This is a genomic window from Microbacterium gorillae (assembly GCF_050990725.1).
Classification (GTDB): Bacteria; Actinomycetota; Actinomycetes; order Actinomycetales; family Microbacteriaceae; genus Microbacterium; species Microbacterium gorillae_A.
Window position 1 is genome coordinate 1,845,495 of the sequence record NZ_CP158844.1, and the last position, 15,503, is coordinate 1,860,997.

The window sequence follows — 15,503 nt, forward strand, 5'->3', positions numbered from 1 at the left end:
AACTTCCATCAGAACGTGATTCACGAACAAGGAGAATGCAAGAAGTGACTGAGATCTTCTACGACGCAGACGCAGACCTGTCGATCATCCAGGGCAAGAAGGTCGCGATCGTCGGCTACGGCTCGCAGGGCCACGCCCACGCGCAGAACCTGCGCGACTCGGGTGTCGAGGTCGTCATCGCCCTCAAGGACGGCTCGAAGTCGACCCAGAAGGCACAGGACGAGGGCTTCGAGGTCAAGAACGTCGCTGACGCGACCGCATGGGCTGACCTCATCATGATCCTCGCGCCGGACCAGCACCAGCGCGGCATCTACGCCGACTCGATCCAGCCGAACCTCGCCGCGGGCAAGACGCTGGCGTTCGCACACGGTTTCAACGTCCGCTTCGGCTACATCGACGCGCCGAAGGACGTCGACGTCATCCTCGTCGCGCCGAAGGCACCGGGCCACACCGTTCGTCGCGAGTTCGTCGCCGGCCGCGGTATCCCGGACATCATCGCCGTCGAGAACGACGCGTCGGGCAACGCCTGGGCGACCGCGCTGTCGTACGCCAAGGCCATTGGCGGTACCCGCGCCGGCGTCATCAAGACCACCTTCACCGAGGAGACCGAGACGGACCTCTTCGGCGAGCAGGCCGTCCTCTGCGGTGGCATGAGCCACCTGGTACAGGCCGGCTTCGAGACGCTGACCGAGGCGGGCTACCAGCCGCAGATCGCGTACTTCGAGGTGCTGCACGAGCTCAAGCTCATCGTCGACCTGATGTGGGAGGGCGGCATCGCCAAGCAGCGCTGGTCGATCTCCGACACCGCTGAGTTCGGCGACTACGTCTCCGGCCCGCGCGTTGTGGACGCCAACGTCAAGGCTCACATGAAGGACATCCTCACGGACATCCAGACCGGTGCCTTCGCCAAGCGCTTCATCGACGACCAGGACGCCGGTGCGCCCGAGTTCCTGGCGCTGCGCGCCAAGGAGCAGGAGCACCCCATCGAGGCCACGGGCAAGGAGCTGCGCGCTCTGTTCGCCTGGACCAAGACGGACGACGACTACACCGAGGGTGACGCAGCACGCTGATCCTTTCGAAGGCGGGGCCGGTTTCCGGCCCCGCCTTCGGCGTTCCCGAGAGGCGCCGGCGCCTAGAGCAAGACGTCGAGCTGGAAGGCGCGGGTGTCGCGGCGCAGCAGCGTGGAAAGCTCCCGCAGGCCGTCTGCCACGGGCCCGCTGGTGAGATCAGCAAGCCGGTGAATCGCTGCGGCCGCTTCGGCGGGAGTGTGCCAGATCGGGTTGGGGCCGAGAAGCTCGGCGAGCTGCTCCGGATCGCCCGCGAAGTCCTCGGGTATGTCACGATCGTCGGCGAACGAGCTGAGCCAGCGCACATCGTGCTCGTCCGCGATCGCATCGATCTCGTCGAGTTGGTCGATGAGCAGCTCGCCGTGCTCGAGGGCGGAGGTGTCGCCGTCCTCCCAGCGGATGATGAGTTCCAGAGACATGCCTCCAGTGTTGCAGGCGCGTGTCGTACGCGCGAGGGGCTTCAGAGAGACACACCTCGGATCAATCGACCGCATTTTGGCCCGCAACGCTTCAGAAGGCTCGTATACATCCGATGTCTATGACAGGATGGGAGCAACCTGACCTGGGAGGCGATGATGCGGCAGCAGTGGTTTGACGAGGCGCGATTCGGAATGTTCGTGCACTTCGGGCTGTACAGCGGGGCGGCCCGGCACGAGTGGGTGCAGAACTACGAGCGCCTGACCGATGCGGACTACCGCCAGTACTTCGACAACTTCGATCCGGACCGGTTCGATGCGCGGGAGATCGCCCGCCGCGCGAAGGCGACCGGGATGGGGTACGTGGTGCTCACCACCAAGCACCACGACGGCTTCGCACTCTGGGACTCGAAACTCACGGACTTCACGAGCGTCGCAGCCTGTGGGCGAGACCTCGTCCGCGAGTTCGTCGATGCACTGCGCGCGGAGGGCGTGCGCGTCGGGCTCTATCACTCGGTCATCGACTGGCACCACCCGGACTTCACCGTGGACTGGAATCATCCGCGCCGCGACGACGAGAACGCGCATGCCCTGAACGAGGGCCGCGACATGGCGCGCTACCGGGGGTTCCTGCACGGCCAGGTCCGGGAGCTGCTCACCGCCTACGGCGAGATCGACTACTTCTTCTTCGACTTCACCTATCCCGAGGCCCAGCAGGGCTGGGAGGGCAAGGGGCCGGAGGACTGGGACGCGGAGGCCCTCCTCGCGCTCTGCCGCGAACTGCAGCCCGCCATGCTCGTCAACGATCGTCTCGGAATTCCCGCAGATTTCGTCACGCCGGAGCAGTATCAGCCCACCGCGCCGATCGTCTCCGCTGACGGCACGCCACAGGTGTGGGAGGCGTGTCAGACGCTGAACGGCTCCTGGGGCTACCACCGCGACAACACCGACCAGAAATCGGCCACGCTGCTGGTTCAGATGCTCGCGGACTCGGTGTCGATGGACGGCAACATGCTGTTGAACACCGGTCCCGATGGGCGCGGTGCGATCCCGCCGCGAGACATCGCCACGCTCTCGGCGATCGGGGAGTGGATGCAGCTGCACCGCGATGCGATCGTGGGGGCCGGCCACGCGGACTTCGTCCCGCCACGCGAGGGCGTATACACGCGCCGCGGCGACCGCCTCTACGTGCACCTGTTCTCGTGGCCGCTGGGCTTCGTGCACCTGCCTGAGCTCGCAGGGAAGGTCACGTACGCGCGGCTGTTGAACGACGGCTCGTGGCTCAAGACCTCGGTCACCGATCCGGAGCAGGTCGCGGGACTCATGACGCCCGCCGGCGAAGCCGAGGGCACGCTGACCGTGCATCTGCCGGTTCGTCGCCCCGACGTGCTCGTTCCGGTCATCGAACTGCGCCTCGTCGACGGCGTGTGAGCTGACCCGGCCACCCGCCGACCCCGGCAGCGCGCGGGGTCGGCGGGTCAGCTCTGGGGGATCTCGACGAGATCCAAGGCCAGGTCTGCGGCGCCGAACAGGATCGCGTCTGCCCCGGTTCGCGCGGCTTCGATCCGCAGGGACTTCGTCGCCAGGGGGTGGCAGACCTCGTAGACGCGGCTGCGCACCGCGGCCAGGAACGGCTCCGCAACCGTCAGGCTCCCGGTGAGGAACACGGCGTGCGGGTTGAAGAAGTTCACAACGCCCGCGAGAGCCTGGCCAAGGTGCGTACCTGCGGTTCGCACCAGCGTGGTGGCGACCGGTTCCGCATCGAGGGCGAGAGCAATCACGTCCGCCGGGGTGTGGACGTCCAGCCCGGCGGCCTGCGCCTGTCGAAGCAGGCTGGCACCACTGGCGACCGTCTCGAGGCATCCGGTGTTTCCGCACGAGCACGGCAGGTCGCCGCTGCCGTCGATACGCGTGTGCGTGATGTCACCCGCGGCTCCCGTCGCGCCCCGGTGCACGGCACCATCGACGATGATGCCGGAGCCGATCGCCGTTCCGGCTTTCACCGTGATGCTGTGATGGGTGGCTCCGAAGTGAACCCGATGCTCGCCCAGGGCGGCGAGATTCGCATCGTTGTCCACCGCCACCGGAGCGTTGTAGCGACCGCGCAGGTGCTCATCCACCCGGAAGCCGGGCCAGCCGGGCATCCGTGAGGGTTGTACGACGGTGCCGGTCTCGATGTCCACCGGGCCGGGCAGGCTCACGCCGATCGCACGGATGCGGGAATCGCCGGCGATGCGATCGAAGGCAGCCGTCACCACCGTCATCGTCGCGTCGGGGCCGTCGGCGAGGTTCACCGGCACGCTCATGACCTCTTGCAGGCTGCCGCTCAGCGCGTGGCGTCCGATGCGGGCGTGACCGCCGCCGAGGTCGACGGTGAGAATGACGCCGGCGTCATCGTCGATGTGCAGCGTGCGTGGGCGTCGACCGCCACGAGAAGCGCCATCGGCACCCTCCCGCAGGAGCCCGGCATCGATGAGCGTCTGCACCCGGAGGCCGGCGGTCGAGGGCGCGAGGCCGAGGCGCTCAGCGAGCTGGGAGCGCGAGATCGCCTCGCCATGCGCGACAAGACGGAGCGCATCGCGCAGGGCGGCGTCGTCGGACGGGGCAGGAGTCACGGAAGACATGGGATCTTTCTGTCGAGCGTTCTGTCACGTTACCGGCCCGAGAGCGCGGACGATGCAGCATGACGATTTATCAAGCTTCGGTAAAGGTCCGATGTTCGACTTGTGTCGATCATCGAACTCTGACATGGTGACTTTACACACAACTGCACCAGCTTGGTTCGAGTCTCGAACTAAGTGTCCCCAATCGCCGAGGAGGCATTCAATGAAGAAGTTGCGCGTTGGCGCGGTGGCGGCAGCCGCCGGCATCGCTGTTGTGCTCACCGGTTGCTCCGGCGGCTCCGACGGGTCGAACGCGGGCTCCGGCGGCTCGGGCGACAAGCCCACCATCGTCGTGGACATGTGGTCGGGCAGCGAATCCGACACCAAGGCTCTCCAGGAGCAGGTCAAGTTCGCCCAGGAGGCGAACCCCGACATCAACATCAAGCTGCAGACCGCTCCGTGGGGCGACTACTTCACCAAGCTCACCACCAACATGGCGTCGGGCAACATGGCGTGCGTCTCGGGCATGAGCGGCGCGCAGCTGGGCGGCTACACCGCCGGCTTCCGCGAGCTGAGCGATGAGGACCTCAAGACCGCCGGCCTCGACCTGGCGGACTTCAACGTGGGTGCCGATGGCATCCTCGGCTTCGAGGGCAAGCTGTACGGTCTGCCCTTCGACGTGGCCACCATGCTCGTCTACTACAACCAGGACATGCTGACCGCCACCGGTGCCCCCACGCCGGAGATCGGCTGGACGTTCGACGACTTCGACAAGACCGCCGCCGCCGCCACCAAGGACGGCAAGTTCGGCTTCGGCATGGGCATGGGCGGATACCAGTGGGTGTCGCTGCCCATCTCGATGTCCGGCACCCAGCCGGCGGATGCCGACGGCAAGCTCGAGATCGACAACCCGGACTTCGTCAAGGCCGCCGAGTGGTACGCCGGGCTCGTCACGGACAAGAAGGTGGCCGCCCCCGTGGCCTCCGCCTCCGACACCGGCTGGGGTGAGGACCAGTACTCCAGCGGAAACGCCGCGATGGCCGTTGACGGCACCTGGAACGCTGTGAGCTACCTCACCAACGAATCCGGCTTCGCCGCCGGCATGGCTCCGCTCCCCGCGGGCGCCAAGGGCAGCGTCGGGCCGATCCTCGGCTCGGGCTACGGCATCGCCAAGACCTGCGACAACCCCGAGGCCGCGCTGAAGGTCATGGGCTCGCTCCTCGGCAAGGACGCACAGGATTACATCGCGTCCTCGGGTCGCTCCTACCCGGCGCGCACCGCGTCGCAGCCGCTGTACTTCGAGTCGATCGATGAGAAGTACCGCGACCAGGTCAAGTCCGTGTTCGAGGCCGCCTTCGCCAGCACCACGCCGCTCTACATGACGAAGAACTGGGACAAGCTCGACAACTACATCCAGCCCAACCTGGTCTCCGTCTACAGCGGCCAGATGACCATGGCGGACCTGCTGAAGAACGCGCAGTCGCAGTTCGGCAACTGACGCCTTCGAGCGTCCCGCAGTGAACCGAGAGAAAGCAAGATGACCAAGACGAAGAATCGTCGAGGGTCGCTCGCGCGGGTCGAGTCCCGCTGGGCGCTGGGCTTTGCAAGCCCAGCCCTGGTGGGGCTCGCCCTGTTCACGATCGTCCCGGTGGGACTGTCGATCGTGATGAGCGTCTTCGACTGGCCCGTGTTCGGCGACCGTACCTTCAACGGCTTCGCCAACTACGCGAAGCTGTTCGACCCGAGCAAGAGCCCCGATTTCTGGCCGGCGCTGCGCAACTCCGCGGTGTACACGATCCTCTACGTTCCGCTGAGCATCGCGCTCTCGCTGGCCCTCGCCCTTGGGCTGGGCCCGCGCATCCGCGGTCGCGGCGCGCTGCGCGTCCTCTTCTTCATCCCCGTGGTCACCCCGATGGTGGCCAACGTGCTGGTGTGGAAGATGATGCTGCAGCCGCAGGGCCTGTTCAACGGCGTCTCGCAGTCCTTCTTCGGTATCACTCTTCCCAACTTCCTGGCAGACCCGGCCTGGGCGATGATCATGGTCGTCGCGATGAGCGTGTGGCAGGGGCTGGGGTACAACATGCTGATCTTCTCCGCCGCACTCGAGCAGCTGCCCGACAGCGTGCTGGAGGCCGCTGCGATCGATGGAGCCCAGGGCTTCCGTCGCGTGTGGAGCGTGATCCTGCCGATGATCTCGCCGTCCGTGTTCTTCGCGGCGATCATGACGATGATCACCTCCCTCCAGGTGTTCGCACAGCCCCAGCTGCTCACCGGCGGTGGGCCGGGCAACGCCACCAAACCCCTCGTGATGTACATCTGGGAGCAGGGCTTCACCTTCGGCGACCTGGGCCTTGCCGCGGCCGGCGCCTGGATCCTGTTCGCCATCATCATCGTGATCACGGGACTGCAGTTCACCGCGCAGAAGAAGTGGGTGCACTATGAGCACTGAAACGCTGAGTTCTTCCGTGAACATCGCTTCACCCGCCCAGCAGAACGAGGTGCATCGTGAGCACTGAGACCCTCACTTCTCCCACCACGCGCCTACGCAAGCGCGGGGCGCAAACCACGCCCGCAGCCAAGGTGCGGCTTGTTCTCGCCCACGTGGTCATCTACATCGCGGCGCTGATCTTCGTCGCGCCTCTGATCTACGCGTTCTTCTCGGCGCTGAAGCCGAACGTCGAGATCTTCTCGATGCCGCCGACGCTGATCGGCTCGCAGGTGAAGTGGTCCAACTTCGTCGATGTGTTCCAGTACGGACCCTTCGTGCGCTACATCGTGAATTCCTTCATCGTGGCGATCCTCGGCACTCTCGTCGTCATCATCGTGTCGACAGCGGCCGGCTACGCTTTCGGACGCCTGCGGTGGAAGGGACGAGACGCCGTCTTCATCCTGTTCCTCGCCACCCTGATGGTTCCGGCTGAGGTGCTCGTCATCCCGATGTTCCAGCTGATGCAGAACTTCGGCTGGGTCAACACGATGCAGGCGCTGGTGCTGCCGTTCGCGTTCGGCGCGTTCGGCACCTTCCTGATGCGCCAGTTCTTCCGCGGAATCCCTTTCGAGCTGGAGGAGGCGGCACGCGTGGACGGCGCCAATCCGCTGCGCTCGTTCCTCAGCATCATCCTGCCGCTGTCGAAATCGGCCGTCGCCGTGCTCGCCGTGTTCACCTTCCTGTCCTTCTGGAACAGCTACCTGTGGCCGCTCATCGTGGTCAGTGACACCTCCGCGCTCGGCACGCTGCCGATCGGTCTCGCGAGCTTCGCCGGTCAGAACGGCACGCGCTGGGATCTGCAGATGGCCGCGGCCATCATCTCCATGATCCCCACCACCGTGCTCGTGATCGTGCTGCAGAAGCACCTGGTCAAGGGCATCGCGATGGCCGGCATGGGCGGTCGTTGATCCTTCATGAGCGGTAATGCGCACGCCGTCGATACGGCGTCATACGACGAAGGCGACCTGGTCGCAGGCATCGACATCGGCGGAACCAAGATCGCCGTCCTGGTGACGGGAGCAGACGGCTCCGTGCTCGCGCGCGGCGTCGTCTCCGCTCCCGCCCAGGAGGGCGGCGCAGCCATGGCCGATGTCGCCGCCGAGCTGACGCGGGACCTCGTGAGCCGCGTCGGCGGTCGCCTGCGGGCGGCGGGTGCCGGGGCAGCGGGCGTCGTGGATCCTGTCGACGGGACGATCCTCGCGGCGTCGGCGATGTTCACCGACTGGGTGGGCTTCGGCCTCGCGGCGGCTCTCACCGATCGCCTCGGTGTTCCCGTCGCGGTCGAGAACGATGTCAACGCGTTCCTTCTCGGAGAGGTTGCGGCAGGCGCGGGGCACGGCTCCGATGTGCTCGGCGTGATGCTCGGCACCGGAGTCGGGGGCGCGCTCGTCCTCGACGGCGCCCTCCGACACGGTCCGAACGGCGCGGCCGGTGAGATCGGCCACACCCCGGGCTACAGCGATCGGGTGTGTACCTGCGGTCAGATCGGGCATCTGGAGACGCTGGCTTCGGGCACCTCGATCGCGCTGCGCTATGGCGAGTTGTCCGGAGCGACCGGTCTCGATGGCGCAGAGGTGGCCGAGCTCGCGCGGGGTGGGGACGCTGACGCCATCGCCGTGTTCCATGACGCCGGGCGTGCCGTCGCGCTGGCGTGCGCCAGTGCGGCGACGCTGGTGGACCTGGACGTTGCGGTGATCGGCGGGGGAGTGTCCCATGCGTGGGACCTGCTGGAGCCCGCGATCACCGCGACGCTCCAGACCGATGCGCCCGTGTCGGGTGCCCCGCTCCGGATCATCCCCGCCGCCCTCGGATCGGATGCGGTCGCTCTCGGTGCCGCTGCTGCCGCGCGCTCGCGCGCACTGTCTTTCCTTGAACCATCTCTGTCGGTCGGCAGCCGACCGACAGCCTGAAACTCTTCCCGCGCCTCAGAGAAGGAGCCCCCGTGACCGAACGACCGGAAGCCCACGAGATCTGGATGGGTCCGCTTGCCCCCGTCGCCGAGGGCGGACTCACCCGTCCGCGCATCGGGATCGGCGGCATCTCGATCGAATCCAGCACCTTCTCACCGCACATCTCCGGCGATGAGGCGTTTACCATCCGTGAGGGCGATGACCTGCTGGCGTACTACCCCTTCCTCGATGCCGGGCGTGAGCTGGGGGAGGCCGCCGCGTGGACGCCGATCTCCCACGGACGATCCCTGCCGGGTGGTGCCGTGGCACCGGAGACGTACCAGCGGATGAAGGCCGGAATCGTGGACGGCATCCGCGCCGCGATCGCCGAGAGCGGGCCCTTCGACGGGTTCTTCTTCGACATCCACGGCGCGATGAGCGTGGTCGGCATGGACGACGCCGAAGGCGATCTCGCGGAGGCGGTGCGCCGAGAGCTCGGGCCGGACACCCTCGTGAGCACGTCGATGGATCTGCACGGCAACGTCTCGCGCGTGCTGTTGGACGCCGTCGATCTCCTCACCTGCTACCGGATGGCTCCGCACGAGGACTGGATGAACACCAAGGAGCGTGCTGTGTGGAACCTTCTCGCACGCCTGCGCGGCGAGCACGGTGCCGACCCGCTCGAACGGCGCCCGCTGAAGGCCTGGGTGCCCGTTCCCGTCCTGCTGCCAGGCGAGAAGACGAGCACCCGGCTCGAGCCGGCGAAGGGAATCTACGACGAGATCCCGGGCGTCGAGTCGCTGCCGGGCGTGGTGGACGCCGCCGTGTGGGTGGGCTACGCGTGGGCTGACGAGCCCCGAAACATGGCGATCGTCGTGGTGACGGGCGACGACGCCGAGCTCATCGCGCGTGAGGCCGAGCGCCTGGCGCGGCGGTACTGGGACGCGCGCGCCGACTTCGTCTTCGTCGGTCCGACGGCAACGCTTGACGAGGCACTGGATCGTGCGCTGGCTCCGAGCGCCGCGCGGCCGTTCCTCATCTCGGACTCCGGCGACAATCCCACTGCGGGCGGTGCGGGGGATGTGTCCTGGACACTCGGTCAGCTGGTGGAGCGCGCGGATCTGCAGGAGCCGGGTCGCACCGTCATTCATGCCTCGGTGTTCGATGCCGCCGCCGTCGCGCAGGCCGTCGCCGCGGGCCTTGGCAGCACTGTCACCCTTGAGGTCGGCGGGCGCGTGGATCCCGGTCCGCGCGGTCCCGTCACGATCACCGGCGAGGTCTTCTCGATCACCGACGGCGACCCGGAAGCCGGCACGCAGGTCGTCGTTCGGGCGGGGAGCGTGTTCTCGATCATCACGGAACGTCGGAAGCCGTTCCACCACCTGGACGACTTCCGCATGCTCGGTCTCGAGCCGGAGAGCGCCGATGTCGTGATCGTGAAGATCGGCTATCTCGAGCCGGAGCTTTATAACCTTGCGGCGGACTGGATCCTCGCCCTCACCCCGGGCGGCGTCGACCAGGATCTGCTGCGGCTGGGGCACCACCGGCTCCAACCCGGCGTGTATCCGTTCGATGACGCGGGCATCGAGCCCGATCTGACGCCCGTCGTCACCCGGCGCGGCAACGAATCCGATGTGGCCGACGGCGGAGAGGTGCGCTGACATGATGAACTTCGAGAAGCGCGTCGGTCCTGATTTCGGCGCGGAGGGCCCCGAGTATCCGCTGACCGGAGCGGTGCCCGACTGGTATCGCGATGCGAAGCTGGGCTTCTTCATCCACTGGGGGCTGTATTCGGTGCCGGCGTGGGCGATTCAGCACGGACCCGGGGTCCACATCCCCACGGAGGACGCGTACGCCTACCACCAGTACGCGGAGTGGTACGGCAACACCGTGCGCATCCCGGGCAGCCCCACGTGGCTGCGCCACCAGGAGGTGTATGGCACGGGAACGAGCTACGAGGACCTCGCGGAGCTGTGGCACGCGGAGGCCTTCGACGCCGACGCCGTGGTGTCGGAGCTTGTGGGAGCCGGGGCGAAGTACATCATCCCCACCACCAAGCACCATGACGGCTTTGCGCTGTGGGACACGGCGACCAGCGGCTTCAACGCCGCCCGTCGGGGTCCGCGCCGCGACCTCATCGGCGAACTGCACGATGCCACGCGTCGTCAGGGTGCCCGCTTCGGCGTCTACTACTCCGGCGCACTGGACTGGCACACGGGGGATTTCCCTGCCATCGAGAGCGACACGGATCTGTTCCGGTTCCGTCGCAACGACGAGCAGTACTCCCGGTATGCCGCCGCGCAGCTGGAGGAGCTGGTCGAGCGCTACGCACCGGACGTGCTCTGGAACGACATCGACTGGCCCGATGGCGGCAAGGGGCACGATGAGTTCGCGGTGGCCGCGCTGCTGCGCCGGTACTTCGATGCCGTTCCGGAAGGCGTCGTCAATGACCGCTGGGGCGTACCATACCACGGCTTCCTCACCCGCGAGTACACGCACATCGAGGACGTGCAGGAGAAGGTGTGGGAGTCGACACGCGGCCTCGGCTACTCCTTCGGCTACAACCAGGCTGAGGGGCCGGAGCAGTCCCTGTCCGGCACCGATCTGATTCGGCTGTTCGTCGACGTGGTCAGCAAGAACGGCAACCTACTGATCAACACCGGCCCGCGTGCCGACGGCACGATCCCGGAGCTCCAGCTCGCGGCGATGCGGCAGCTCGGCGACTTCCTGCGAATCAATGGTGATGCGATCTACGCGACCCGTCCGTGGATCCGTGCCGGCGAGCGCCAGGGCACTCCTCGGGCGTACACGTCATCCGTCGTGGGCACCCACGTGCACGTCCTGGATCCTGCAGCCGGGGTTGTGGAACTGCCGACGGAGCTCGCCAGCGGTTCGGATGCGCGGTGGTCGGGGACGGAGGTGGCGACGGTTGTCACTCAGGCGGACGGGACGGCGACAGTCGCGATCCCGGACGCGCTGCGCGGCGCTGCGGTGGCTACGCTGACCGTGCGGGCGTGAGCTGGAGGGAATCGAACCCCCGTCCAGGACGTCGCGAGGAACCTACAGGGTGACGTCGCGCGCCCCGCGCCGTGGTGATGAGGGCGCGCCGCGAGGGACCCGCGTCTCACGACGAAAGCTGTGACCGGATGCTGATGATGGAGACGGACAGATGACCGTGTTGGAGATCGTGGCTCAGTCGCCGCGCGACGCGCGTGTGGCAGTCGGCAACGGCGCGGACCGCGTGGAGCTGTGCCAGGCGCTGATCACCGGTGGGATCACCGCGTCGCACGCGGTGATGGCCGGCGCGGTGGACGCCGTGGGCGGGGAACGCGTGGCGGCGCTGATTCGGCCGCGTCCCGGTGGATACGTCTACGACGACGACGAGATCGACGTCGTTGCGGCCGATATTCGTCACGCGGTGGCGCTGGGCATCGGCGCCGTCGTGATCGGCGCGCTGCGGCCGAACCTCTCGGTGGATGTCACTGCCGTCGAGCGGTGGCGTGAGGCCGCGGGAGATGCCGACCTGGTGTTTCACCGCGCGATTGATGTGCATCCGGACCCGGTCGCGGCAGTGGGCGAACTCGTCCAACTCGGTGTGACGCGGATCCTGACGTCCGGCGGAGCCACGCGGGCGGGCGACGGTGCCGCCGTGCTCGCCGATATGGTGCGTTCGGCCGACGGCCGACTGCAGATCCAGGCTGGCGGCGGTGTGACGATCGACGCGATTCCAGCGCTGCGTGCCGCCGGCGTCGATGCGATCCATCTGTCCGCGCGCATCGCGGTGAGCGACGGGAGTCCCGCCGGCCCCGGCGGCGGTGTCGACGAGTATGACGTCGTCTCCGACGCTCTCGTGCGCTCCGCACGCGCCGCCGCCGACGCCTGACACGGGGTGTTGGCTCCGGTCCCTCGACGTGCGTTGCTCAAGGCGGGTGCCTCGACGTCGGTCCCTCAACGTCGGTCCCTCGACGTCGGTCCCTCAACGTCGGTCCCTCAACGTCGGTCCCTCAACGTCGGTCCCTCAACGTCCGTCCCTCAACGTCGCTCCCTCAACGTCCGTCGTCGTGAGCCGCACACCATTCACCGCGAGACTTCCGTCTGTGGGCGAGAATCCGTGCAACGCGGCGATTGTCGCCCACAGACGGAAGTCTCGCGGGAGATGGGGTGGCGTGAGGGGAGCAGCGTGAGGGGCCGTGGCGAGTGGGGTCCGTAGACTGAGGGCATGAGTACAGAGCCGGACGGCCCGCAGGGCGCTGCCGATCCCGTACCCGACCCCGGCGCAGCCGAGCCGACGCTGGCGCGCGGGTGGCGCGCCGTCGGCAAGGGGGCGGATCGCGTTCACACCGAGGGCGATCCCGTCACCGATGTGCCGGCGGGGGACGAAGACGATGCCGAGGCGCAGTCATTCGCCGGAGATGAGGTCGTTCACGACGACCAGCCCGTCGAAGCGGGAAACGGCGCGCTGCTGGGCATCGGCATCCTCGCCGGCGTCTACCTGCTGTACGTGATCGGCTGGTTCATCGGCGGCAATCGTCTCGACGTGGTCGGCGACCTGCTGCTGGCTAACGGGCCGATCTACACGATTGTCAAGTGGACCGCGATCGCGGCTCCCGCCATCTGGTTCGCGGTGGTGTTCGTGCTCACGCTGCGCAGCCGCACCTGGGTGCGCTTCGTCTGGCTGATCGTCGGCGTCGTCCTGCTCGTGCCGTGGCCGTTCGTCATCAACTGGGAGAGCGCGCTGATGGGAGGCGTCCAGTGAGTGAACCGACGGTCAAGCCGGCCACCCGCGGTGCCGGATCCTGGTTGCGATGGACGGTCGCTGCCCTCTTTGGTCTGATCTACTCCTTCGCGATCTGGGTCGCCGTGTTCGCGCTCGTGCTCGCGTCGCAGGGCAACACCGGGCTCACCCCGGCGGGCGTGGGGGTGGGGCTCATGCCGGTGATCTTCCCCGTGCTGGTGTACGCGGGGGTCGTGCTCGCGGGTCGTCGCCTGTGGGTGTGGAAGCAGGCTCTGCTGTTCCTTGCCGGCTTCGCGCTCGTGGGCGTGTTCTGGTTGGACGTGGTGATGCTGCAGGTCGCCGCGCAGTCGTCGTTGGTCGGCGCCGGCTGATCACGCAGGGCTACGCTCCACACGGAAGTCGTTCCGAGATTCCGCATCACGCACTCTGAACGACGCTTCTGGCAGCGATTCAGCATTCTGCGCGCCTGAGCGCGGGATGCGATCACCGGGTGCTCGATTGCGCGCGCCAAGGGGCGCCCGCTGAATGCGCGTGGAACGTCACGTGAACGGGAGCATCCCCGCCGAGACGGTAGGCTGACACCGATCGCGCCCCCGACGGCGTGCGGCGCATCGGCCCCTCCCATCACGCGAAAAACCGCATCGAAGGATACCTCTGTGACGAAGCCCGTCGTTCTTCTCGCCGAAAAGCTCTCACCCGCCACGATCGACGCGCTCGGTCCGGACTTCGACGTCCGTGACGTGGACGGTACCGACCGTCCCGCGCTGCTGTCGGCCCTGGCTGATGCGGACGCCGTGCTGATCCGATCGGCCACCCAGATCGACGCGGAGGCCCTCGCGGCGGCGCCGAAGCTGAAGGTCGTCGCTCGTGCCGGTGTGGGCCTGGACAACGTGGACATCAAGGCGGCCACCACCGCCGGTGTCATGGTGGTCAACGCCCCGACGTCGAACATCATCTCGGCGGCAGAGCTGACCATCGGTCACATCCTCTCGCTCGCTCGTCGCATCCCGGCCGCGCACGCGTCGCTGTCCGCGGGGGAGTGGAAGCGCAGCTCCTTCACCGGAACCGAGCTGTTCGAGAAGACGCTCGGCATCATCGGTCTCGGTCGGATCGGCGCGCTGATCACCGCGCGCATGCAGGCGTTCGGCATGCGCGTCGTCGCTTACGACCCCTACGTGACCAGCGCCCGCGCGCAGCAACTGGGTGTGGAGCTGCTGAGCCTTGACGAACTGCTCGAGCAGTCAGACTTCATCACCATCCACATGCCGAAGACGCCGGAGACCACCGGCATGATCTCTACGGCGCAGCTGGCCGCGATGAAGAAGACGGCCTACATCGTGAACGTCGCCCGCGGCGGTCTGATCGATGAGGCTGCGCTGGAAGTGGCCCTCACGACCGGTGAGATCGCTGGTGCGGGCCTCGACGTCTTCAGCTCCGAGCCGCCGAAGGAGACCGGCCTGCTCGGTCTGCCGAACGTCGTGGTCACCCCGCACCTGGGCGCCTCCACCGACGAGGCGCAGGAGAAGGCGGGCATCTCGGTCGCACGCTCCGTGCGTCTCGCGCTCGGCGGCGAGCTGGTGCCGGACGCGGTCAACGTCGCGGGCGGGGCCATCGACCCCTACGTGCGTCCCGGGATCGCCCTGGTCGAGAAGCTCGGTCAGTTCTTCTCCGCCCTGGCCAAGTCGCCGCTCACGAGCCTGGACGTGGAGGTGCACGGGGAGCTGAGCGGCTACAACGTGGACGTCCTCAAGCTGGCCGCCCTCAAGGGCGTCTTCACCAACATCGTCAGCGAGTCCGTCTCCTACGTGAACGCGCCGCTGCTCGCCGACCAGCGCGGTATCGACGTGCGTCTCCTCGTGGATGACCAGTCCGACGAGTACCGCAACGTCATCACGCTCACGGGCGCCCTCTCGGACGGCTCGCAGCTGTCGGTCTCCGGAACGCTCACGGGTCCGAAGCAGATCGAGAAGCTCGTCGGAATCAACGGTCTGGCGCTGGAGCTTCCGATCGAGAAGCACCACATCGTGATGGTCTACACCGACCGTCCCGGTATCGTCGCCGTCTACGGCCAGAAGTTCGGCGAAGCCGGAATCAACATCGCCGGCATGCAGATCGCACGTCAGTCCGCTGGTGGACGCGCGCTCTCCGTGCTGACCGTCGACTCGCCGGTCTCGGACGAGCTGCTGGAAGAGGTCAGCTCCGCGATCGACGCCGACGTGTTCCGTCAGATCGAGATCACCGAGGCCTGACCCGGTCGTCGACCGAAGAAGCCCGCCCCGGATCCGGGGCGGGCTCCTTCGCATCT

General features: G+C 67.4%; 14 protein-coding genes. 12 read left to right on the forward strand and 2 right to left on the reverse strand.

Translation table 11 applies throughout. From position 1 onward, the window contains the following. Positions 1-44: 44 nt before the first annotated feature. Entirely contained in the window at positions 45-1,070 is a 1,026-nt protein-coding gene (gene ilvC / locus ABTV68_RS08175; RefSeq protein ID WP_433677133.1) for a ketol-acid reductoisomerase, read from the forward strand. Between the two features lie 62 nt (positions 1,071-1,132). Here ilvC and ABTV68_RS08180 read toward each other — a convergent pair whose 3' ends face one another. Then, complete coding sequence (locus ABTV68_RS08180; protein WP_433677134.1) at positions 1,133-1,486, reverse strand: hypothetical protein; 354 nt, start codon at positions 1,484-1,486, stop codon at positions 1,133-1,135. Positions 1,487-1,642: 156 nt separating this feature from the next. Here ABTV68_RS08180 and ABTV68_RS08185 point away from each other — a divergent pair, with 156 nt between their 5' ends. After that, positions 1,643-2,914, forward strand: a complete 1,272-nt coding sequence (locus ABTV68_RS08185) for an alpha-L-fucosidase (protein ID WP_433677135.1) — start codon at positions 1,643-1,645, stop codon at positions 2,912-2,914. Positions 2,915-2,961: 47 nt separating this feature from the next. On the opposite strand, the gene ABTV68_RS08190 is transcribed toward ABTV68_RS08185, so the two are convergent. After that, positions 2,962-4,107 carry an ROK family protein gene (locus ABTV68_RS08190; protein WP_433677136.1) on the reverse strand — a complete coding sequence of 382 codons (1,146 nt, stop codon included), beginning with the start codon at positions 4,105-4,107 and terminating at the stop codon, positions 2,962-2,964. A 202-nt stretch (positions 4,108-4,309) separates the two neighbouring features. On the opposite strand from ABTV68_RS08190, the gene ABTV68_RS08195 reads away from it, so the two are divergent. The 10 genes from ABTV68_RS08195 (at position 4,310) to serA (ending at position 15,447) form a co-directional block, all read left to right on the forward strand. Next, positions 4,310-5,584, forward strand: a complete 1,275-nt coding sequence (locus tag ABTV68_RS08195; protein ID WP_433677137.1) for an ABC transporter substrate-binding protein — start codon at positions 4,310-4,312, stop codon at positions 5,582-5,584. Between the two features lie 39 nt (positions 5,585-5,623). Then, positions 5,624-6,535: a carbohydrate ABC transporter permease gene (locus ABTV68_RS08200; RefSeq protein WP_433677138.1), complete on the forward strand. Its 912-nt coding sequence runs from the start codon at positions 5,624-5,626 to the stop codon at positions 6,533-6,535. Between the two features lie 56 nt (positions 6,536-6,591). Beyond that, the gene (locus tag ABTV68_RS08205; RefSeq protein ID WP_433677139.1) at positions 6,592-7,482 is read left to right on the forward strand and encodes a carbohydrate ABC transporter permease; all 891 of its coding nucleotides are present in this window, start codon (positions 6,592-6,594) and stop codon (positions 7,480-7,482) included. 6 nt (positions 7,483-7,488) lie between these two features. Next, on the forward strand, positions 7,489-8,484 hold the full coding sequence (locus tag ABTV68_RS08210; RefSeq protein ID WP_433677140.1) for an ROK family protein: 996 nt from the start codon (positions 7,489-7,491) through the stop codon (positions 8,482-8,484). Positions 8,485-8,549: 65 nt separating this feature from the next. Further along, complete coding sequence (locus ABTV68_RS08215; protein WP_433677575.1) at positions 8,550-10,124, forward strand: M81 family metallopeptidase; 1,575 nt, start codon at positions 8,550-8,552, stop codon at positions 10,122-10,124. Position 10,125: 1 nt separating this feature from the next. Further along, complete coding sequence (locus ABTV68_RS08220; protein WP_433677141.1) at positions 10,126-11,481, forward strand: alpha-L-fucosidase; 1,356 nt, start codon at positions 10,126-10,128, stop codon at positions 11,479-11,481. A gap of 151 nt (positions 11,482-11,632) precedes the next feature. Further along, positions 11,633-12,346, forward strand: coding sequence for a copper homeostasis protein CutC (locus tag ABTV68_RS08225; protein WP_433677142.1), 714 nt, complete (start codon positions 11,633-11,635; stop codon positions 12,344-12,346). A 336-nt stretch (positions 12,347-12,682) separates the two neighbouring features. Continuing rightward, positions 12,683-13,219 (forward strand): DNA polymerase III subunit gamma/tau, encoded by a 537-nt coding sequence (locus ABTV68_RS08230; protein ID WP_433677143.1) that lies wholly within the window; start codon positions 12,683-12,685, stop codon positions 13,217-13,219. Further along, positions 13,216-13,569, forward strand: coding sequence for a hypothetical protein (locus tag ABTV68_RS08235; RefSeq protein WP_433677144.1), 354 nt, complete (start codon positions 13,216-13,218; stop codon positions 13,567-13,569). The genes ABTV68_RS08230 and ABTV68_RS08235 overlap by 4 nt, the downstream gene beginning before the upstream one ends. Before the next feature lie 285 nt (positions 13,570-13,854). Further along, positions 13,855-15,447: a phosphoglycerate dehydrogenase gene (serA, locus tag ABTV68_RS08240; RefSeq protein WP_433677145.1), complete on the forward strand. Its 1,593-nt coding sequence runs from the start codon at positions 13,855-13,857 to the stop codon at positions 15,445-15,447. The last annotated feature ends 56 nt before the right edge of the window (positions 15,448-15,503 follow it).